General features: G+C 38.0%; 17 protein-coding genes and 2 pseudogenes. 11 read left to right on the forward strand and 8 right to left on the reverse strand.

Annotated features, from left to right (window positions below):
* Window positions 1-75: 75 nt before the first annotated feature.
* Window positions 76-1,050 (reverse strand): lipoyl synthase, encoded by a 975-nt coding sequence (gene lipA, locus AC4CUX_RS15950; protein WP_294191941.1) that lies wholly within the window; start codon window positions 1,048-1,050, stop codon window positions 76-78.
* A 341-nt stretch (window positions 1,051-1,391) separates the two neighbouring features.
* On the opposite strand from lipA, the gene AC4CUX_RS15955 reads away from it, so the two are divergent.
* Genes AC4CUX_RS15955 through AC4CUX_RS15980 form a run of 6 tightly spaced genes read left to right on the forward strand, consistent with a single transcriptional unit; the run spans window position 1,392 to window position 8,215 of the window.
* Window positions 1,392-2,354 (forward strand): thiamine pyrophosphate-dependent dehydrogenase E1 component subunit alpha, encoded by a 963-nt coding sequence (locus tag AC4CUX_RS15955; RefSeq protein WP_114837087.1) that lies wholly within the window; start codon window positions 1,392-1,394, stop codon window positions 2,352-2,354.
* Window positions 2,355-2,369: 15 nt separating this feature from the next.
* Entirely contained in the window at window positions 2,370-3,389 is a 1,020-nt protein-coding gene (locus tag AC4CUX_RS15960; RefSeq protein WP_114837086.1) for an alpha-ketoacid dehydrogenase subunit beta, read from the forward strand.
* Between the two features lies 1 nt (window position 3,390).
* Window positions 3,391-4,926 (forward strand): dihydrolipoamide acetyltransferase family protein, encoded by a 1,536-nt coding sequence (locus AC4CUX_RS15965; RefSeq protein ID WP_287166453.1) that lies wholly within the window; start codon window positions 3,391-3,393, stop codon window positions 4,924-4,926.
* Window positions 4,927-4,937: 11 nt separating this feature from the next.
* Window positions 4,938-6,338 (forward strand): dihydrolipoyl dehydrogenase, encoded by a 1,401-nt coding sequence (lpdA, locus tag AC4CUX_RS15970; RefSeq protein WP_279691978.1) that lies wholly within the window; start codon window positions 4,938-4,940, stop codon window positions 6,336-6,338.
* A gap of 11 nt (window positions 6,339-6,349) precedes the next feature.
* On the forward strand, window positions 6,350-7,135 hold the full coding sequence (locus tag AC4CUX_RS15975; protein WP_114837083.1) for an acetoin reductase: 786 nt from the start codon (window positions 6,350-6,352) through the stop codon (window positions 7,133-7,135).
* A 21-nt stretch (window positions 7,136-7,156) separates the two neighbouring features.
* On the forward strand, window positions 7,157-8,215 hold the full coding sequence (locus AC4CUX_RS15980; RefSeq protein WP_279691975.1) for a 2,3-butanediol dehydrogenase: 1,059 nt from the start codon (window positions 7,157-7,159) through the stop codon (window positions 8,213-8,215).
* Between the two features lie 198 nt (window positions 8,216-8,413).
* Here AC4CUX_RS15980 and AC4CUX_RS15985 read toward each other — a convergent pair whose 3' ends face one another.
* Window positions 8,414-8,650 carry a VF530 family protein gene (locus AC4CUX_RS15985; RefSeq protein WP_114837081.1) on the reverse strand — a complete coding sequence of 79 codons (237 nt, stop codon included), beginning with the start codon at window positions 8,648-8,650 and terminating at the stop codon, window positions 8,414-8,416.
* 423 nt (window positions 8,651-9,073) lie between these two features.
* Here AC4CUX_RS15985 and AC4CUX_RS15990 point away from each other — a divergent pair, with 423 nt between their 5' ends.
* The 3 genes and pseudogenes from AC4CUX_RS15990 to AC4CUX_RS16000 form a co-directional block, all read left to right on the forward strand.
* Entirely contained in the window at window positions 9,074-10,405 is a 1,332-nt protein-coding gene (locus tag AC4CUX_RS15990; protein ID WP_279691973.1) for a type II toxin-antitoxin system HipA family toxin, read from the forward strand.
* A complete protein-coding gene (locus tag AC4CUX_RS15995) occupies window positions 10,390-10,713 on the forward strand; it encodes a helix-turn-helix domain-containing protein (protein WP_373863465.1) in 324 nt (107 codons plus the stop codon). The genes AC4CUX_RS15990 and AC4CUX_RS15995 overlap by 16 nt, the downstream gene beginning before the upstream one ends.
* A 14-nt stretch (window positions 10,714-10,727) precedes the next feature.
* Window positions 10,728-10,840: pseudogene (locus tag AC4CUX_RS16000) on the forward strand (IS5/IS1182 family transposase); the annotation flags it as partial.
* A gap of 835 nt (window positions 10,841-11,675) precedes the next feature.
* Here the strand turns inward: AC4CUX_RS16000 and AC4CUX_RS16005 are convergent.
* From AC4CUX_RS16005 to AC4CUX_RS16020, 4 genes and pseudogenes are all read right to left on the reverse strand, one after another.
* A pseudogene (locus tag AC4CUX_RS16005) lies at window positions 11,676-11,912 on the reverse strand (IS982 family transposase); the annotation flags it as partial.
* A 187-nt stretch (window positions 11,913-12,099) separates the two neighbouring features.
* On the reverse strand, window positions 12,100-13,725 hold the full coding sequence (locus AC4CUX_RS16010; protein WP_035270587.1) for an SAVED domain-containing protein: 1,626 nt from the start codon (window positions 13,723-13,725) through the stop codon (window positions 12,100-12,102).
* Window positions 13,726-13,727: 2 nt separating this feature from the next.
* Complete coding sequence (locus tag AC4CUX_RS16015; RefSeq protein WP_035270585.1) at window positions 13,728-14,228, reverse strand: Mov34/MPN/PAD-1 family protein; 501 nt, start codon at window positions 14,226-14,228, stop codon at window positions 13,728-13,730.
* The gene (locus AC4CUX_RS16020; protein ID WP_490792632.1) at window positions 14,213-15,079 is read right to left on the reverse strand and encodes a ThiF family adenylyltransferase; all 867 of its coding nucleotides are present in this window, start codon (window positions 15,077-15,079) and stop codon (window positions 14,213-14,215) included. Before AC4CUX_RS16020 ends, AC4CUX_RS16015 begins: the two co-directional genes overlap by 16 nt.
* A gap of 71 nt (window positions 15,080-15,150) precedes the next feature.
* Here AC4CUX_RS16020 and AC4CUX_RS16025 point away from each other — a divergent pair.
* Window positions 15,151-16,280, forward strand: a protein-coding gene (locus AC4CUX_RS16025; protein ID WP_100607972.1) for an IS3-like element ISAcsp5 family transposase whose coding sequence is annotated in 2 segments (ribosomal slippage) — window positions 15,151-15,403 and window positions 15,403-16,280 — 1,131 coding nt in all. Because the reading frame shifts where the segments join, the coding sequence is not laid out codon by codon here.
* A gap of 67 nt (window positions 16,281-16,347) precedes the next feature.
* Here AC4CUX_RS16025 and AC4CUX_RS16030 read toward each other — a convergent pair.
* Entirely contained in the window at window positions 16,348-17,163 is an 816-nt protein-coding gene (locus AC4CUX_RS16030; RefSeq protein WP_490792554.1) for a hypothetical protein, read from the reverse strand.
* Between the two features lie 9 nt (window positions 17,164-17,172).
* The gene (locus AC4CUX_RS16035; protein WP_490792555.1) at window positions 17,173-17,766 is read right to left on the reverse strand and encodes a hypothetical protein; all 594 of its coding nucleotides are present in this window, start codon (window positions 17,764-17,766) and stop codon (window positions 17,173-17,175) included.
* A 197-nt stretch (window positions 17,767-17,963) separates the two neighbouring features.
* Here AC4CUX_RS16035 and AC4CUX_RS16040 point away from each other — a divergent pair.
* A protein-coding gene (locus AC4CUX_RS16040) for an IS3-like element ISAcsp5 family transposase (RefSeq protein WP_100607972.1) occupies window positions 17,964-19,093 on the forward strand; the annotation gives its coding sequence in 2 pieces (ribosomal slippage) (window positions 17,964-18,216 and window positions 18,216-19,093; 1,131 coding nt in all).
* The last annotated feature ends 27 nt before the right edge of the window (window positions 19,094-19,120 follow it).

Here is a 19,120-nt window from a genome sequence, read left to right on the forward strand (position 1 = left end):
CTTTAAAAGTGTTCTTATGAGCTGAAAATGGCTATTTCCATCTGAAATGTTAATAAACGTAAATAGGATGAAAATTCATTCGCTCATGTAAGGGCTAGGCACAGCTTCACCATGATACTGACGGTCTGCAAAATAACTTGATCGTACTAATGGCGCACTCCAAATATTTTTAAACGCTAAGCGCTCTCCATGTGTTTGATAATGCTTAAACTCTTGCAACGTAACAAAACGATGAATTGGCGCATGAGATTTAGATGGCTGTAAGTATTGACCGATTGTGACATAGTCCACTTGATAATCTTTCAAATCATTTAATAACACAATAACCTCAGCCTCGACTTCTCCTAAACCGACCATCAAACCACATTTCGTTGGAATTTCAGAACAATAGTGTTTAAATTTTTTGAGTAAATCCAATGAGTGCTTATAGTCAGCGCCTGGTCGCATGGCTTTATACAGACGTGGAACGGTTTCAATATTATGATTAAAAACATCGGGTGGGTTTTGGCTCAGAATCTTCAGGGCAATATCTGCACGACCACGAAAATCAGGAACCAAAATTTCTATCAGAGTTTCTGGACTGGTTTGACGAATTTCTCGAATGCAATCTGCAAAATGCTGTGCGCCACCATCTTTTAAGTCGTCTCGATTAACAGAAGTAATCACGACATACTTTAAGTTTAGATTCTTGACTGTTTCAGCCAGATGCTTTGGCTCATTAGGATCTAGGATATTAGGACGACCATGTGCGACATCACAGAATGGACAGCGGCGAGTACAAATATCTCCCATGATCATAAACGTTGCAGTCCCTCCGCTAAAGCATTGTGGCAAATTAGGGCAGGCCGCTTCTTCACAAACCGTATGTAGTTTCTGTTGTCGTAATAAATCCTTAATGATTTGAACTTCCTCAGGTTGACTAATTTTAGTCCGAATCCATTCTGGCTTTTTCGGTGTCGTTTCTGTTGGAACAACTTTAATTGGAATACGCGCCATTTTTTCAGCGCCACGTAGCTTTTTTCCAGTTAACACTGTGTTATTTAAATCCATTACAAACACTCCATCATTTAAAATAATTAATATAGATCCCGATATTAAATAAGCTCTTTTAGGTGCTTTAATAATATTAAAACAGTGCAAAAAACTTATCATATAAAATAAAGGTTGGTTAAAGGTTTGTTTTCATATGTGATTGAACCATTGTAAAATTTTAAAAAATTTTTAAGTTCATAACCTTCTGTTTTTAATATTTTTCCCATCTCTTAATGCATTATATTTTTTTAGTCTAATATGAAATTAAATAAAAATATATTTATATAAATATACGGTTTAAAAATCCAACCATTAATTTTTGGATTTTCTTTTAAGCGTAGTTAATAAGGAACAAAGATATGCAATTAACGGAAGAGCAATTGCTAGCAGCATACAAAAGAATGCGCGACATTCGTGAATTTGAGGATCGACTTCACGATGAAAATAATACAGGTGATATTCCCGGTTTCATCCATTTATATAGCGGTGAGGAAGCTATTGCCGTAGGGATCTGTGAAAATTTAACAGACAAGGACTTCATTACATCAACGCATCGTGGTCATGGACATTGTATTGCTAAGGGCTGTGACATTCACGCCATGATGTTAGAAATTTTTGGCAAAGATGATGGTTTGTGTCGTGGTAAAGGCGGCTCAATGCACATTGCGGACTTAGATAAAGGCATGCTCGGTGCAAACGGTATTGTGGGTGGTGGTCCACCTTTGGCTATTGGGGCAGCTTTAAGTGCTAAAACACTGAAAAATGGTGGGATTGGTCTATCATTTACCGGTGATGGCGGGTCAAATCAGGGCTTAACTTTTGAAGCCATTAATATGGCTGTCGTGTTAAAGCTCCCTGTCATTTTTGTTTTTGAAAATAACGGTTTTGGTGAAGGTACTGCACATGACTATGCCGTAGGCAGTAAAGACATTGCAGGTCGAGCGGCAGGTTTTGGCTTACCTGCTGAAAAAGTAGATGGAACAGACTTTTTTGCTGTGTATGAAGTTGCACAAAAAGCCATTGAACGTGCCCGCTGTGGTGAAGGTCCGAGTGTGATTGAAACGGTAACCAACCGTTTTTATGGACATTTTGAAGGTGATCCGGGGCTTATTCGTTCCAAAGAAGAACTGGATTATGTCAAAGAACATAAAGACCCATTGAAAATATTCCGTGAAAAAGTCAAGGATAAAATTGACGAAGCCAAACTGGATGCGATTGATGCCCAGTCTAAATCCAATGTAGACGATGCCGTTGCAAAAGCACGCGCAGCTAAGTACCCAGAAGTCTCTCAGTTACTTACTGATGTTTACGTCTCTTACTAAAGGAATAGTAGAAAAATGTCAAATAAAAGTTATCGAAACGCGATTAAAGAAGCAATTGAATTAGAAATGCGCCGAGATCCGAGTGTCATTGTGGTCGGTGAAGATGTTCGTGGTGGGCATGGTGGCAAAAATACCGATGACAATAAACTGGAAGGTTTTGGCGGTGTACTTGGTGTAACCAAAGGCTTATGGACTGAATTTGGTTCTGAGCGAGTCATTGACACCCCGATTACAGAATCGGCGATTATTGGTATGGCGGCAGGTGCTGCTGCAACGGGTTTAAGACCTGTGGCAGATTTAATGTTCATGGATTTTTACGGCGTGTGTTATGACATGCTGTATAACCAAGCGGCTAAATTCCGCTATATGTTTGGTGGCAAAGCCAAAGCGCCACTCGTTGTACGAGGCATGATCGGTGCAGGTTTTTCCGCAGCAGCGCAGCATTCTCAGTCGCCATATAACGTGTTTGCCTCAGTGCCTGGTTTAAAAGTGGTGGTGCCTTCAAGTGCCTATGATGTGAAAGGGTTGTTGATTCAAGCCATTCGAGATGATGACCCAGTAGTCTTTTGTGAACACAAATTGTTGTATGACATTAAGGGCGAAGTGCCAGATGAAGCCTACACTATTCCTTTTGGTGTCGCAAATTACACCCGTGAAGGCACTGATATTACCATTATTGCCTTAAGCTTGATGGTGCATCGTGCCAATGAAGTTGCGGATAAGCTCGCAAAAGAAGGCATTTCGGTTGAAGTGGTTGACCCTCGAACCATTTCTCCATTAGACGAAGATGGCATTTTAGAATCAGTGGCGTCAACAGGTCGCGTAGTGATTGTAGATGAATCTGCGGCGCGTTGCGGTTTCGGACATGATGTGGCTGCACTCATTGCACAGAAAGGCTTTCATTATCTTAAAGCACCAATCGAGTTAGTCACTCCACCACATTCACCCGTACCATTTTCACCAGTATTAGAAAAAGAATGGCTACCCAGTGTAGAACGCATCGAACAGGCTGTACGTAAGACGTTGGAGGCTTAGGATGAGCGAAATTAAAACTTTAGAAATCCCAAAATGGGGTTTGTCCATGGAAGAGGGTACGATTGCCCAATGGCTGATTGAGGAAGGTACGCAATTTAGTAAAGGACAGGAAATTTGTGAAATTGAAACCACAAAAATCGTCAATGTTCTTGAAGCACCTTTTGATGGCTTGCTACGCAAAATTATTGCTAAAGATGGCGACACGCTGGTCGTAGGTGGAGTTATTGCAATTTGTGCAGACGCTCAAGTTTCAGATACAGAAGTTGAAGCATTTGCACAGTCCTTAGGTGGAACACCTGCTGTAACAGAAAATAAAGCGGTAGCAGCGGTTCCTGAAAAAGTAGCTGTAGCTCAAGTTGAAACCAAAGTGCAAGCTGCTCCTAAACAGAACAGTGTTGGTAATGGATCAAAAGCGGTGACTCAGGGCGGATATTCTATTCCTGCTGCGTTACAAGGCTACCAACAAAGCGATGATATTTTTGCAACGCCACATGCCTTGAAATTGGCTGAAAAGCATAATGTAAACTTGTCTCAGATTACGGGTTCTGGACGTGAAGGTCGTATTAGTGTTCAAGATATTCAGACCGCAGTTCAAGCTGCTGGTGGTTCTTGGCCAGATGTGCGTCATCAAGCCAGTACCAAAGCCGCGAAATCTAAAGCAGATGATAGTGATGTTCTAGCGACACCTGTTGCCCGCCGTTTGGCAAGACAATGGGGCATTAATTTGCATGATTGTCGCGCATCGGGTTCACGTGGACGAGTCTGTAAGGAAGATGTTGAAGCTGTATATCAACGTGAAAACCCTGTACAAGCTCAACATGCTGATCATGCGCATCCAACAGAGTCAGCAAAATTCACCACCGTAGCTATGAATGGTATGCGTAAAGCAATCGCTGCACGGCTACAAGCGGCAAAACGCAATGCACCACATTTTCGCTTAACGATAGACTTAAATGTTGAGTCGGTTCAGGCTTTGCGTCAGCAAATTAACAGTACTGTACCGCAAGTCAAACTTTCCATTAACGATATGCTGATTAAAGCTGCTGCTGCTGCACTGATTAAAGTTCCACAAGTTAATGTTCAGTTTGATGAAGAGAATCAGCAGATTTTACAGTTTGAACAGGCTGATATTTCGGTTGCTGTAGCCATCGAAAATGGACTGATCACGCCAATTATTAAAGCAGCGAACCGTAAATCTTTGGCGCAAATTTCCAATGATATGCGTGATCTGGCGACACGTGCCAAAACTGGAAAATTGGCACCTGATGAGTTTCAAGGGGGCAGTTTCAGTATTTCCAATTTGGGAATGCTGGGTATTCAACAGTTTGATGCCATTATTAACCCGCCTCAAGGTGCAATTCTAGCCTTAGGTGCAGCAGAGAAACGTGCTGTCGTTGAAAATGATGAGATTGTTGTTCGTGAAATGGTGACCGCAACATTGTCTTGTGATCATCGTGTCATTGATGGTGCGTTGGGTGCTCAATTCTTATCGGCATTGAAGCAGTTTGTCGAAAACCCTGCATTAATTTTGGTGTAGGAGGAATAGCCATGTCAGATACACAATTTGATCTTGTGGTTATTGGTGCTGGTCCTGGAGGATATGTCGCTGCGATTCGCGCAGCGCAACTGGGATTAAAAACAGCAATTGTTGAAAAACAACACTTAGGCGGAGTGTGTCTTAATTGGGGATGCATTCCAACCAAGGCATTATTGAGCGGGGCTGCGCTTGCGCAGCAGTTCAAACATGCAGAGCAGTTTGGCTTTACTCTTAACGCGGTTGATTTTGACATTCAAAAACTGGTCCATCATAGCAGACAGGTTTCTGAGCAACTGGTACAAGGTATCGGTCAATTATTGAAAAAGAATCAAATCACTGTTTTTAATGCAGCAGCCCAATTTATTGCCAAAGAGCATTTAGAGCTTACAGATGCGAATGGTCAAAAACAGCAGATTTCTGCACTGCATATTATTGTCGCAACAGGTGCACGTGCGGCCAATTTGCCTCATATTCCTGTAGATGGCCATCAGGTCTGGAGTTATAAAGAGGCTTTAGTTCCGGAACAATTACCAAAATCTTTACTGGTCATTGGTTCGGGGGCTATAGGCAGTGAGTTTGCAAGCCTATACCAAGACTTAGGCTGCCAAGTTACCTTGGTTGATATTGCAAAGCAGATTCTCCCTAGCGAAGACATTGAAGTTGCGAAGTATGTACAAAAGCAATTTGAACAGCAGGGTATGCAGGTTTTAACCGAAGCGACTGTAAAAAAAATAGAAACTGATCAGGCTCAAGTACATTGTCATATTGAAACTGCCACAGGTGTGCAAATCATTACTGTTGAAAAGGTGCTTTCAGCTATTGGCGTGAAACCGAATGCTGAAAATCTTGGCCTAGAAGCTTTGGGAGTTGAATTTGAGAATGGTTTTATTAAAGTCGACTCATGGTGTAAAACCAATATAGTGGGCATTTATGCAATTGGTGATGTCGCAGGTGCACCGTGTTTGGCACACAAAGCCAGTCATGAAGCCATTCTTTGTGTGGAGAAAATTGCAGGCCTAAGTCATGTACATGCTTTAGATCGTACACAAATTCCGGGCTGTATCTTTACCCATCCGCAAGTGGCCAGTATTGGTTTGACAGAACAGGAAGCGAAAGCTGCGGGCTTGAATATCAATGTGGGTAAGTTTCCTTTACAAGCGAATGGTAAAGCATTGGCTTTGGGCGATAGCGCAGGATTTGTTAAAACCATTTTTAGTCAGGAAACAGGGGAATTGTTAGGTGCTCACATGGTCGGACATGAAGTCACCGAACACATTCAAGGTTTTGCCATCGCAAAATACCTAGAAGCAACGGATGAAAGCTTAGCACAGGTCATTTTCCCACATCCTACTTTATCTGAGGCGATGCATGAGTCGGTCTTGTCGGCAATGCAACGTGCCATTCATATCTAAGGAGTCGGAACATGCCTAGAGGTTTAAACAATAAAGTTGCATTAATTACGGGTGCAGCACAAGGAATTGGACGTGGTATTGCCTTACGTTTAGCACAAGAAGGTGTTCATATTGCCTTGGTCGATCTTCATCAAGAAAAGTTAAATGCTGTTCAAAAAGAGGTTGAAGCCTTTGGCGTAAAAGTCACCACATTTATTGCGGATATTTCAGATCCAATACAAGTAAGTCATGCAATTGATCATGCCGAATCGACACTTAATGGTTTTGATATCATGATCAATAATGCAGGTATTGCACAAGTTAAAGCTTTGGCAGAAGTAACACCGAATGAATTTAACCAAATTATGAACATCAATGTTGGTGGTGTACTTTGGGGGATTCAAGCCGCAGCAAATAAATTTAAACAACGCCAACAGGCTGGAAAAATTATTAATGCATGCTCAATAGCAGGTCATGAAGGCTTTGCTTTACTCGGTGTTTATTCGGCAACTAAATTTGCAGTTCGTGCATTGACGCAAGCTGCGGCTAAAGAATATGCCAGTGTTGAAATTACTGTAAATAGTTATTGTCCGGGTGTTGTTGGTACAGACATGTGGGTCGAAATAGATCAGCGGTTCTCTGAAATTACAGGTGCACCAATTGGTCAAACGTATAAAAAATATGTAGATGGTATTGCTTTAGGACGTGCTGAAACACCAGATGACGTGGCTGCATTAGTTGCATTTTTAGCCAGCGAGGATGCAAACTATATTACAGGTCAGTCTATTTTGACAGATGGTGGAATGGTTTACCGTTAATATCAACATGAGGAATACACAATGAAAGCAGCTCGTTTTTATGATCGAGGGGATATTCGAATTGAAGATATCCCTGAACCGAAAGTACTTCCAGGCACAGTTGGAATTCAAGTTGCATGGTGCGGTATTTGCGGTACAGATTTACATGAATTCATGGAAGGCCCTATTTTTATTCCACCTTGTGGTCATCCACATCCAATTTCGGGAGAATCTGCACCTGTAACAATGGGACATGAATTTTCAGGCGTAGTTTATGCAGTTGGTGAGGGTGTAGACGATATCCAAATTGGACAACATGTCGTAGTTGAACCCTATATTATTGCGGATGATGTCCCGACTGGCCCGAATGATAAGTATCATTTATCAAAAAATATGAACTTTATTGGTTTAGGCGGACGTGGCGGCGGTCTTTCTGAAAAAATTGCAGTTCAACGACGTTGGGTACATCCTATTTCAAATGATATTCCCTTAGACCAAGCAGCATTGATAGAACCTTTATCTGTCGGTCATCATGCCTATGTCAGAAGTGGTGCAAAAGCTGGCGATATCGCACTGGTTGGTGGCGCAGGCCCTATAGGCTTGCTTTTATCAGCCATTTTAAAGGCCAAAGGTCTCACGGTCATCATTACTGAGTTGAGTGCAAAACGTAAAGAAAAAGCGATAGAAGCGGGTGTTGCAGATTATGTATTAGATCCTTCCCAAGTTGATGTGGTTGCTGAAGTAATGAAAATTACGGAAGAACGCGGAGTTGATGTCGCTTTTGAATGTAGTAGTGTCAATAAAGTCATGGATACACTGGTGGCTGCAATGAAACCAACTGGTGTGGTCGTTATCGTTTCGATTTGGAGCCATCCTGCCACAATTAATGTGCATAGTGTGGTTATGAAAGAGCTAGATATTCGTGGCACGATTGCTTATGTAAATGACCATCAGGAAACCATCCGCTTAGTCGAGCAAGATAAGATTAATCTAGAACCTTTTATTACCCAACGTATTGCATTAGATGATCTTGTTTCTAAAGGCTTTGAAACACTGATTCATAATAATGAGTCTGCAGTCAAAATTATTGTTCATCCGTAGTAAAGCCTAATTTTAACGACAAATTTGAATAAGCTAGAAATAAGCTCTATATAGCTATTCCTAATATCTTTAGCGATAGGGAATGAGCCTGTACGTACAGATTCATTCTCAAATTTACAGTGTAGAGTGCCAGTATGATTTTGATCATACAGCCTAGTATTTGGTATAAAATATTATGCTGAGGCTGGGTTTTGATAGCTACGATTTTTGTTTGGTTTTTTGGCGTAAGACATACAAATATAAGCTTTCAACTTTTTCACGTGCCCATGGTGTGGTACGTAAAAACCGTAATGATGACTTAATACTTGGATCTATACAAAAACATCTAATTTCAATTTTACGACTTAAGCCTTCAAAGCCACCGTAGTAATCCAATAATTCATCCAAAATGTCAGCAAGTTTTTTGCCGTGCAAAGGGTCATTGGAGGCGTTCATAATAGATCAACCATATTTTTGGAGGTCATCATTATAACCTGAGCTAGTTGAAAAATGAGTGGGTTGAAATTTAAACATAATTAACATTGATGTGCGCTGAAATAGCAGGATTCATTCACAACTAAAGCCAAAAATGGTTACTTCACAGAATCGCTCGCCAGCAACGTGGCTTCATTTTTCACCATGGATCGCGCTCGTATAAACCATTACCAGATCAAGTCTACTATTAGAGATCTTAAGGCACATGTTTTGTTTACTGTCTGATTTGGACGAGCTTTATATTTGTAGTATTGGAAGAAATTTTAGCTATTTATCGAGCAAATATTTGCTCATTTAATTTAAATTATCATAGAAATGCGCAAATATATTCGCATTTTTTTTATTTTATGATATTTTTGAGAAAATATTTGCTTATTAATATTTATGGAAAAATTAACGATTCAAGCTCTTCTCGATACAGAATGGCTAGATATAGCAGAACTCAAGATATTAGAACCACATAAAGGTTCTGCAAGTGCGAGTGAGTTATCCTACGAATTAGAATATGCCATTTCTTATCTAGATAAGAGAGATGAACATGCATGTAGCTTAGCACTTCCTGTTCAGATTCTTATTCAACATGAATCGAAAGTCTGGTTTAGTTTTTTAGATGATATTGTTCCATCTGGTGCTGCTCGACGTTATTTAGTGCAATATCTAGGTCTGCAAAAACTTTCGCCAGCAGAACAAGATTTTACTTTATTAGAAAAGGGCACAATTGCTCCTGTAGGGAATCTAAGAGTTAAGGAGTCAGTTCCTCCGATCAATCCAGAATCAACATTACACTTACGCAAGTTCACTACTGGTGATGTTACAGAACGAAATGTTGATTTTCTCGAATACGCACAACAAATGGGTGCAATTAGTGGCGGTGCAACTGGTGCAGGAGGTGAGGCTCCAAAACTATTAATTCGCGTGTCAAAGGATCAGCAAGTTTGGATTGATACCTATCAAAATTCTTTTGATGAACCAGATCAGCATTATCTAGTTAAATTCCCTCGAAATAAGCGTAGTGCAATAGATTGCGACATATTGAGAGCAGAATATCATTTTTATCATGTCCTGAATGAACTTGGATTTACAACAATTGAAACTTCTCAGATGAAGCTGATTGAAGGTCAGAAATACCCTTCGTTATGGTTGCCGAGATTTGACACAGAGTGGCGTAATCAACAATGGCATCGACTCGGGCTTGAGTCAGTTTATTCCGTATTGAATAAAACATCAGGGAGCCATTTGAATCATTTTGAGGTCATAGACACGCTTTGTACCTTATTAAAATCGGTGGACAAAAACTTTGATTCTTCGCAATTCGTTTGTGAGTGGTTACAAAGGGATTTGCTGAATATCATTTTTGGTAACTCAGATAATCACGGCCGTAATACGTCATTCTTAAAAAAATCAGGACGAATATTTCTTGCTCCAATTTACGACTTTGCCCCAATGAAAGCCGATCCAGAAGTTGTCACGAGATCAACAACATGGGGAAGTCCGTATGAAGAAGGAGGGGAATACCGCTGGGAAAGTATTAGCCGAAATCTTGCACATTGGTGTGAACCACAAATATCTTTAAGTACATTGAAAACATTGGCGAGCAAACTTATTGGTCTCAAACAGCAATTAATCAATAAAGGTGTTCCCCAAACGATTATAGATATGCCAGGTCTAGGATATGACTTTATTGAAGCCAAATTGAGTCGATGGGAGCTATTATGAAAAAGGAAAATCAGCCACTTGACCGTCAGCAATTGCTCATTGATTTATATACGCAATATTTATTCGGTAAAATTACCTTGGGGCAACTGCTGAACCACTTGCGCAAAAATGTATTGGGGCTATCTCAAGAAAAATATGCAGCAATGGTTGGAATCAGTCGGCGTACTTTAACCGACATTGAACAGGACAAAGGTCAACTGACTCAGGTCGTGTTAGATAAGGTGTTTAAACCACTTGGCTTAAAAGCTGGCCTCGTACCGACACATGAGCATATCGTTCACAAGATTATTCAGCCATCTAGTGATTAAAAGCTTAAGATTGAAGGTATTTTGACCATCTAGGCAGGACACTATGGAAAAAATGGTCACGCTGTGCATCAAGTTATTAGGCGATAAACTCAGTTCAAGGAATTTTGACAGTCAATTCAACGAGATTGATCTGCCTGAGAACAAAAAACAATCGAATACAGCGAGTTTACAGTGGGGATTGAAAACCCCCATTAATAAGATGCCGGTAAAGATTTATGCGTGTAAACCAACATTTGTACAAAACAGTCAGCTATGACAGAAACAAGGGCACACTCACCAGAGCCGACTATGAGTACATGCGCGATCTACTGGAGACAGTCCTAGAACAACTGCAAAATTCAGAATTAGATAACGATAAAGAAATAGATCAGCTTAAACAATTTTTTATAAAGTTAGATCATCACATTGATAGGTTGCGTGCGTAGATTTCGGCATAACGTATATTATGTTCATTAGCGTACTCGGCATTGTGAATATAATTTTACTGAGATTCACAATGTCGAGCTGTAGCACCAACTGAGGTTGCGTAGGCTACAGTCTTGGATATGCTATTTAACTTATGTTCACCAAAAGTCTAGTTCATAAATAAAACACAAGATATATCTATAAAATTTAATAATTTATAAAACATTTTAATTTTCATTGAAAAATAGGTTCATGAACCTATTGGAAAATTTCAATTTTTGCAAAATAACGAGTAGAAGTGCTTCCTCAAAATTCACATAGTTCGATTAGACTTTGTAGAAAGCCAGCGAATGGGTATCAGCACTAAATCGTGATATTTCTTCGATTGATCAGGGCTAGATGTGAGGATAATAAATAGTTGTTCTATAAATTTTAGGGATGGACTTAATCATTTTGATAATTGTAGTACTAATAAGCTCTTATAAATTGTCTTGATTTCATTCTCACTAACCATATGAGCAATATAAGAACAAGTATTTAAGTAACCCGAATCCTGCTTAAGCCGATGATTCCTTAATTTGAATTGTTGGCTTATTTCGATGGGTTAATTGATATGCACATAGTGAGGCGTAAATTCCACTCAGAAATCCATGAAGACTACGTGCTTTACTCGTCACTAAATTGTATTGCCCCTTCAATAAGCTGAATAATGTTTCTATTTTATTGCGTTGTCTTAGGTGATATTCATCTGATGCACAGAGTTGAATAGCCTGCATATTCTTCCGATGATAAGTGGCTTTGTTGTATAAACATTCTTCAAGATACTGATTTTTAAGGATTTGTTTAAATTTTAATCCAAAAATAAATTAAACAAAATCATAGTCTTAGATATTTATGCAACAAAGCCCCATTAGAGCTAAACTCCATTTACTAATGTCATATTTAAATCTAATGGTATGAAAGTACTATCAAATATACTGTTTAAATTACAGCGATTTCATTCTTGCTTCCATTATTTCGAATTTGAAGTCTTGGAACCATTGAATTATTTAAGTAATCATAAATAACCATTTCAGGATGATGCAGATCAAATGCTTGTCCAAACCATATACAAGCAGCATTGGATGCACATGGTAAGACATGAATTTTGGTAATTCCTTTATCTGTTAGACTATGAAATAACGCATGAATATCTTGCATGAAACTTAGTCCTCGTTCAGGATTTCTTATTGCTCCATTCCCCATATATTCTGGTTTAGCAGTAATATTAATTACCGGATGTCCTAATTCAACAGCCTTATTTTTAGAGGTTTCTGGATCAGCAGTGAGATTCAATCTAATAGTAATTTCAGTACAATCTTCTATTTCACTGAAATTATTAATTTCATACGCTTTGGTTGTACATATAAGATCAGGCCACATCCAACAACTTCCATCCCTATACATAAGCATAGGTATAAATTTCCCTTTATTTCCTAATTTACTTCCTAATGCTATTAGGCATGGCATAGGGCCGAAGCCAAAAATAGCTACTCTCTTATCATCAAATTTAGTTTCCCTAAGTAATTGTTCTGTTTGAACTTCAAATTCTTCTAAAAAATACTTTTTATAGAACTCATCAGCTGAAGCTCTTAAATGAGCTGGTAATGGTTCATGAATTAGTGTCTTATCTTTATGCAAAATAGATTTTAATGGGAGAAGGCAGCTTGCAATATCACGTCGTGAAGGAGACTGAGGAATATTGCGATTCACGGGCCAGAAAAATAAATACACTGGCATAGGAGTAAAGCTTAAAGAATCTAATAAATCTTCGCATTGTGCTATGAAATTACTTCTCATTTGCGAGAGTCTTGAAGCTGTATATTCTGCGCCAGCAACTTTATCAATTAACCTATGATGTTTTTCACATAATAATAAAATATTCGTTGGATCATCTGATAGTTGATATGAGAAGAAGGGGATACCGCGAGTAGAATTTTCTGATGCTGCAACATTATGAGCTAAAACGCCATATGTACCTTCAAATCCAGTTATTTCATCTATGTTTAATTTTGCACCACATCCTTTAAACATACATCGGCCATGACTTGAGAGATAAATCTGGTTTTTATCTTTTTCAGATAAATCGTTACCCCTACCTGTAAGATGCTCAAAATCAAAAATTCTTTTTATGAAATATTCTAATTGGTTTACAGGGTTTGGTTTTTGTTTAGGAATCTTTCTAGGAACAAAATCTACATCTTTAACTTCGCTCTCTTGAGAGGAGGTTAAATTCCATGTTTCTTTTAACTTTTCAAAATCATGTAGAGTGTGGGCATCAATTATGTGACCTTGAAGAAAGCGTGCATAAATGGAAATTTTTTTGGCAAGCAATCTTCGGACAAAAGTTAAAGTATCATCATAATTGAGAATTATACGGAAAAAACTTTCAGGGCTTTTATTTTTCAATAAGACAAAAATTATATTTTTACGTTCTTCATCAACTAATACACCTAATGAATCTATACAAATATGCTTTAAAATTTCTTCTATATATTTATTTGCATTTGATAAATCATCTATTGCTGATAAAGAAGTCTGTAAACTTAGGGATGGGTCTAGTTGCATTTTCAATTTAACTCAATATAACCTAACAGTTTGATTTTAAAATTTTTTCTACCAATCCAGATTCCAGTTTTTACTCTTCCGATTATTAAATATAAAACTGGGTCATTAAGATTGGTAATGCCATTTAGAACAGTATCTATATCCCTTAAATCGGTTGGAGAGGGTGTTGGTACATCTTCAGGATGTGTATGCCATAGGCCTTGAAAATTATAGAATTTTTTAGATTCGTTCCAAGCTTGTATTAAAGCATATTGGTGGGACTTTGACCTAAAGAAAGACATACGTGTTTGACAGTCTCCTTCCATAGGAGAGGTAAAGCTTTCAATGATTTTAGCTTTAGTTTCTATGTCTGTTCTTCCAATTAGAATGCCACCCGATTCTGGAGAATCTGATTCTAATTGTATAAATTGCTTTAAACTCTTTAAAACATTTGCTTGAATAATAAAGACTTGGCCTGTAGGTGTGTCACATTTAATCCTCCATTGAGTTATGTATTGCAACATGGGCATACTTCTTTATAAATTTCTTTTAAATTCAATATATTAATTCCATTTGAATTATTTACTGAATTATAAAAAGGGGTAGTAATTATTCCATTTTTATTTGCATTCTGATTGTCGCCAGAAATAGAAACAAATCCTAATTGTTGATTCAGGACATATTCAGAAATATAGCTTGCTAGCTTCATGCAATTTAAAGAAGAGAAGGGGGTAAATGCACCAGCACACCCTGTAATATTTTTAGCAATTAGCTGTCCAGATTGTACATATTTATACATAGGGGTAAGACTTTTATTTGATTTTTCATCAAAATATAAGCAGTTTAAACATCCTACATATTTATTATTGAAAGAAATAAAATGTCCACCTAAATCATAAGGTTCTAACCAGCCTATTATTACTTGAATGTTTGCACTTATTTCATAAATAGTTTTTACGAGAGAAATCTCAGTAGGAGTATGGCCAATTGCTATGATGATAGTATCAATATCTTCAGTAATTTTTGATTTTATCCAGCTTTCACCATGGCTTACGAATGGAAAAATAGTTAATCCGGGCCTTTCTATTAAAAACTTATTAGCTAAAGAAGTAGATTTATAGGTATTAACATACTGCAAACCTAAAGAATGACGATAAATATTATCTGTTTTTAAAAGCTCTGGATCTATGAAAGAAAATTTATTTACGCCTGTTTGAGCTAATATCTCTGCAATCTTTGAGCCTAAAGCCCCACATCCGATAATCGCTATATGTCTTGTTTTTTTCTCTTGCCCCGTTCTATTTAATAAATAATCTATCCACGCTCTTTGTGTTAAAGAGACTTTAAAGCCTTTGAAGTGATGTGGTTCTAGGATTTTAGACCACGCCTATAAGTGATAATCTACTCCCCAATAAGCATGGGAAATGCTTGTTTTTGGAGTCAACCATGACACGAAGAAAACGTCGTAATCATTCAGCAGAGTTTAAAGTTAAAGTTGCTCTCGCAGCAATTAAAGGCGACCACACACTCGCTGAACTTTCTACTCAATTCGATTTACATCAAAACCAAATCATCGATTGGAAAAATCAACTGCTTGAGCAATCAGTCAATATTTTTTCACGACCAACAGCACAACAAGAACCAGAGATTGACCTCAAAGCTCTACATGCCAAGATAGGACATCAGGCATTGCAAATTGATTTTTTAGAAGGTGCGCTCAGAAAAATAGGGCAGCTGAGCGGCAAAAAATGATCGATAAGACCCATCAACTTTCGGTACGACAACAATCGCAATTGATTCAAATCAATCGCAGTACGTTGTATTACAAGCCCAAAGAGATTTCATCAACTGATTTGAGTTGGATGCGTCTAATCGATGAAATTCATCTCGACTACCCATTTATGGGCAGTCGAATGATACGAGATATGCTACAGCGTCAAGGACATCAAATAGGTCGGCGTAAAGTCCGACGTTTAATGCGCTTGATGGGAATACATGCCTTGTATCCAAAACCCAATACCAGTAAGCCTAATCTTGCACACCGTATTTTCCCATATCTGTTGAAAAACATGGTCATCGATCACTCTAATCAAGTCTGGTGTACAGATATCACGTACATTCCTATGGCTAAAGGCTTTGTCTATCTGTGTGCAATTATAGATTGGCATAGTCGTAAAGTACTGGCTCATCGAGTATCGATCAGTATGGAAACAGACTTTTGCATAGATGCGTTGCAAGAAGCAATTGTGAAATATGGTTGTCCTGAGGTGTTTAATACAGACCAAGGCAGTCAATTCACAAGCGAGGCATTTTTGAATGAGTTAAAATTGCGAAATATCCGTATCAGTATGGATGGGAAAGGACGATGGATGGATAATGTAATGATTGAGCGTTTATGGCGCAGCGTGAAGCATGAGGAAGTCTATTTGAAGGCTTACGATACGGTTAAACAAGCGAAACAATCAATTGCTGAATATTTGGATTTTTATAACATGATACGTCCTCATTCAAGTTTGAATAAGGCAACACCGGATGAATTTTATGATCAACATTTACTAAAAGTAATGGCAGCATAATTTAAATATTTAGAGCGGATTTATCACTTATAAAACTGAATTGAGTGGTCTAATTAACGGAACCACATTAGAAGGATACTTTTTCTTTGAAAGAATACCAAATGGCATAATAAAAAATCACATAAGCAAATCCATGTTCATTTGGAATTCCCACTAGGGCATAATGATTGCCTTGTTTTAACAAAGATCGTTTGTTCTCATTAGAGAGGGTATTAACAATTTTTAGAAAATAGTCCTCATTAAAATAATCTCCTATATCTGGTATGGGGAAAACAGAAGCATCTTCTAATAATATCTTATGAATTTTTACTTTTGTGAGCTGGTTGTGGTTTATGTAAGAACTATCGCCATCATCAATATGCTCTAATATTTGATGATTCCCTTTTGATGATTTTCTTAACCAACCATATAAATTAAATGTAGAAGTAGGGTCGCAATGTAATATTACATCCTCATTTATATTTTGAGTGCTGCCTAAATATCCTTCTAGTTCGTTATACAAGCTTACTCGGTTGTTTAATTGAAAATTAATAAAAGATTGCTTGAGTATATCTATAGCCCTTTCAAAGAATTCAGTAATAAGTTCTTTATGTCTATAGCCTTCAAAGTTTTCACCTTGATGATCCGTAGTACAAATTTCCCCACTTTGACTCACATGATCTAAGGCAGACATTGGTCGTGTCAATATTCTAAAAATGGGAGGTATCGTCCAATTAGCTCTATTTTGAAAAATTAGACCAAGGCAAACCTGTTGTGTATTAATGAGAAAATCAAATTTTAGATTAACCCAATCCTTAGTAATAGAAGTGACATGGATATTTTGAGCTCCATGTTCACTTAATAGCTTTTCAATATTGTCTAACTTTGGGTTATCAAAAAACATTGAGTTTTCCTAAGCAGATTTTCCTTCTTGAGTGTAATAAGTTTGTACTACTGGTTCGGACACTTCTTGTATTTCAGGGATAGGGAATTGACTTCCAAAAGTTTTATTTAAAATTTTGCAAGCTTCTACTGTATCAGTTTCCTCATTTACAGCTTCTAAAGATGATTTTAAATCTTCAAGTTTTGATTTTAAGTGCTCCATTTGTTTTCGGGTCAATTTTTCGAGTAAGTCTACACCTTGATGTGCAGGTAAATTAATTACGAGTCTGAAGTAATACTCGTTATTTTCTGGATCAATGCTAAAGGTAGTGAATTGATCTAATACATTATTTACTATAGAAAGTAATACCTTATTATCATTCTCATAATCTTCAGCTGTTATATGCTCATATACAGCTGTAGTGATAGCAATACTCTTAAAAAAATCTAGACCTTTCTCATTTCGCCATTGTTTCAAGTAGCGAGTACATCGTCTAAACTGATGACGTAAATCTGAATCATCTTCAAATTTTCCCAAAATTGTATCGGTAAGTTCAGTAGGATTTGAAATATCCCAAGTCTTAAGGTCTTCAGAGGAGAATTCCTTACCTCGAGCTAGATACATATTGCCTTTGTCGTCTTCAGCGTAGATGGGCAGATCTACATGATAATCGGGACTACCATTTTTGAGATAAGTGACAGTTACGCAAGGTCGTTTGATCGTTACAGTTCTATGATGTGGTTCTAGGATTTTAGACCACGCCTATAAGTGATAATCTACTCCCCAATAAGCATGGGAAATGCTTGTTTTTGGAGTCAACCATGACACGAAGAAAACGTCGTAATCATTCAGCAGAGTTTAAAGTTAAAGTTGCTCTCGCAGCAATTAAAGGCGACCACACACTCGCTGAACTTTCTACTCAATTCGATTTACATCAAAACCAAATCATCGATTGGAAAAATCAACTGCTTGAGCAATCAGTCAATATTTTTTCACGACCAACAGCACAACAAGAACCAGAGATTGACCTCAAAGCTCTACATGCCAAGATAGGACATCAGGCATTGCAAATTGATTTTTTAGAAGGTGCGCTCAGAAAAATAGGGCAGCTGAGCGGCAAAAAATGATCGATAAGACCCATCAACTTTCGGTACGACAACAATCGCAATTGATTCAAATCAATCGCAGTACGTTGTATTACAAGCCCAAAGAGATTTCATCAACTGATTTGAGTTGGATGCGTCTAATCGATGAAATTCATCTCGACTACCCATTTATGGGCAGTCGAATGATACGAGATATGCTACAGCGTCAAGGACATCAAATAGGTCGGCGTAAAGTCCGACGTTTAATGCGCTTGATGGGAATACATGCCTTGTATCCAAAACCCAATACCAGTAAGCCTAATCTTGCACACCGTATTTTCCCATATCTGTTGAAAAACATGGTCATCGATCACTCTAATCAAGTCTGGTGTACAGATATCACGTACATTCCTATGGCTAAAGGCTTTGTCTATCTGTGTGCAATTATAGATTGGCATAGTCGTAAAGTACTGGCTCATCGAGTATCGATCAGTATGGAAACAGACTTTTGCATAGATGCGTTGCAAGAAGCAATTGTGAAATATGGTTGTCCTGAGGTGTTTAATACAGACCAAGGCAGTCAATTCACAAGCGAGGCATTTTTGAATGAGTTAAAATTGCGAAATATCCGTATCAGTATGGATGGGAAAGGACGATGGATGGATAATGTAATGATTGAGCGTTTATGGCGCAGCGTGAAGCATGAGGAAGTCTATTTGAAGGCTTACGATACGGTTAAACAAGCGAAACAATCAATTGCTGAATATTTGGATTTTTATAACATGATACGTCCTCATTCAAGTTTGAATAAGGCAACACCGGATGAATTTTATGATCAACATTTACTAAAAGTAATGGCAGCATAATTTAAATATTTAGAGCGGATTTATCAC

The organism is Acinetobacter sp. 231_lipA (assembly GCF_058243005.1).

Excerpts from the sequence above, each read along its gene's own strand:
- lipA (WP_294191941.1), bottom strand. The coding sequence starts at position 1,050 with ATGGATTTAAATAACACAGTGTTAACTGGAAAAAAGCTACGTGGCGCT.
- AC4CUX_RS15955 (WP_114837087.1), top strand. The coding sequence starts at position 1,392 with ATGCAATTAACGGAAGAGCAATTGCTAGCAGCATACAAAAGAATGCGC.
- AC4CUX_RS15960 (WP_114837086.1), top strand. The coding sequence starts at position 2,370 with ATGTCAAATAAAAGTTATCGAAACGCGATTAAAGAAGCAATTGAATTA.
- AC4CUX_RS15965 (WP_287166453.1), top strand. The coding sequence starts at position 3,391 with ATGAGCGAAATTAAAACTTTAGAAATCCCAAAATGGGGTTTGTCCATG.
- lpdA (WP_279691978.1), top strand. The coding sequence starts at position 4,938 with ATGTCAGATACACAATTTGATCTTGTGGTTATTGGTGCTGGTCCTGGA.
- AC4CUX_RS15975 (WP_114837083.1), top strand. The coding sequence starts at position 6,350 with ATGCCTAGAGGTTTAAACAATAAAGTTGCATTAATTACGGGTGCAGCA.
- AC4CUX_RS15980 (WP_279691975.1), top strand. The coding sequence starts at position 7,157 with ATGAAAGCAGCTCGTTTTTATGATCGAGGGGATATTCGAATTGAAGAT.
- AC4CUX_RS15985 (WP_114837081.1), bottom strand. The coding sequence starts at position 8,650 with ATGAACGCCTCCAATGACCCTTTGCACGGCAAAAAACTTGCTGACATT.
- AC4CUX_RS15990 (WP_279691973.1), top strand. The coding sequence starts at position 9,074 with ATGGAAAAATTAACGATTCAAGCTCTTCTCGATACAGAATGGCTAGAT.
- AC4CUX_RS15995 (WP_373863465.1), top strand. The coding sequence starts at position 10,390 with ATGGGAGCTATTATGAAAAAGGAAAATCAGCCACTTGACCGTCAGCAA.
- AC4CUX_RS16010 (WP_035270587.1), bottom strand. The coding sequence starts at position 13,725 with ATGCAACTAGACCCATCCCTAAGTTTACAGACTTCTTTATCAGCAATA.
- AC4CUX_RS16015 (WP_035270585.1), bottom strand. The coding sequence starts at position 14,228 with ATGTTGCAATACATAACTCAATGGAGGATTAAATGTGACACACCTACA.
- AC4CUX_RS16030 (WP_490792554.1), bottom strand. The coding sequence starts at position 17,163 with ATGTTTTTTGATAACCCAAAGTTAGACAATATTGAAAAGCTATTAAGT.
- AC4CUX_RS16035 (WP_490792555.1), bottom strand. The coding sequence starts at position 17,766 with ATGTATCTAGCTCGAGGTAAGGAATTCTCCTCTGAAGACCTTAAGACT.